We start from the raw sequence: 1306 nt of genomic DNA, 5'->3' as shown, positions 1-1306 counted from the left end.
CCAGGACGCGCCAACGGTGTCCGGTCGGTTCGCAGGCGACCGTGACACCCGCGTAACCGGCCTTCGCGGCGCGGTCCGCGGCCCAGTCCAACGCTTTGCCCAGGTCCCAGGCCTTGCAACGGAAGGTTCGTCGGGCCAAGACCTTCGAGTCGTGGTCGCAGACCACCAGCATCTGCTTCGCGTCCGCAAGGTCGATCCCGACGATCGCGTTCGTGACCGGGACCGCCTCCCGGAGCCGGCTCAGGCGGGCATTGCGGTTGCGGTCACCACGGGAAACACCACTAGCGTGAGACATGAACGTCCTCCTTGCATGCGATGGGACACCAAGCCCTCCAAGCGCAGCAGGAGGACGTTCCCTCACGCCAGACCCCGTGTGCTCAAACACGTTCCTATGCCGCGCTGCGGATCAGTCATTAGTCACGAGTTCTTGACACTCCGTTGTGACGGTGGAGGCCCAGAGTTCTGGCTCCGTGGCCCAGAAGTCGTGCACCACGCTGGGCACGATACGGAACCGGCCGCGGGGGATGAGTTGGGCGAGCTGTTCCATGGGCCAACTGGGGCGAATGTCGCCGCCGGCCGAGACGAAGCTCATCGGTATTGGGGTGTCAGCCAACCGCCGCCACAGGTCGGGCGAGCGCAGCCAGTCCTCCTTGAACGACGCCCACAGCTCTACATGGACCTCGGGGACATAGTCGATCGGTACCTGTTCTTGGGTGGACTTGCCGGCCTCGTAGGCGGCTGACCACCCTCTGTCGTTGTGGAATCCATGGCCGCACATGCCCACGACGCCTCGCACCGCCTCGGGGTGGTCGAGGGCGTAGCGGACACCGAGGTCGCAGCCCCACGAATGGCCGAGCACAATCCACGACTCGACGCCCAACGCAATGCGGATCGCCTCCAGGTCCGCCACGGCGCGAGTCATCGTGTGTGGACCTCCGCCCGAAGCCGCCACGCCCCTGGGATCGGGAAACCAACACCGGAACCCGGACGGCGCGATGCGCTGGTCAGCCAAATAGTGCACGCACCCAGGGCCGCCGGACAGGACCACCACGTCAGGGCCGCCGCCTTCCACGGCGACGTGCAGCGCCACCCCGTCGTCTGCCGTGATCCTCCGAGAATCCATACCCCGATCCTCCCAGCAGCAGGAGTTCACGCAACGCGCACTTCTGCCGCTGATTTCGCGTGAAGCCCTTGGCGCAGATTCGAATGAGTTCGACCTCGATGCCTCGCTCGATGCTGTCAGGAGAGCTGTGCCGCAACGCTGCCATCGACCTGCCACACTTCAAGTGGGCCCTGACCGGGATAG

At 65.6% G+C, this 1306-nt stretch carries 2 protein-coding genes; both read right to left on the bottom strand.

Annotation, left to right across the window (positions count from 1 at the left end; translation table 11 throughout):
• Window positions 1-295: hypothetical protein (locus ACYVKA_RS01245; RefSeq protein WP_460702344.1), on the bottom strand; the 295-nt coding region annotated here is incomplete at its 3' end.
• 111 nt (window positions 296-406) lie between these two features.
• On the bottom strand, window positions 407-1123 hold the full coding sequence (locus ACYVKA_RS01240; protein ID WP_460702346.1) for an alpha/beta fold hydrolase: 717 nt from the start codon (window positions 1121-1123) through the stop codon (window positions 407-409).
• Window positions 1124-1306: the final 183 nt, after the last annotated feature.

The sequence above is a fragment of the Luteococcus sediminum genome (assembly GCF_054783495.1).
Note: the sequence above shows the minus strand (reverse complement) of the source record. Positions and strands in the feature narration are given on the sequence as shown.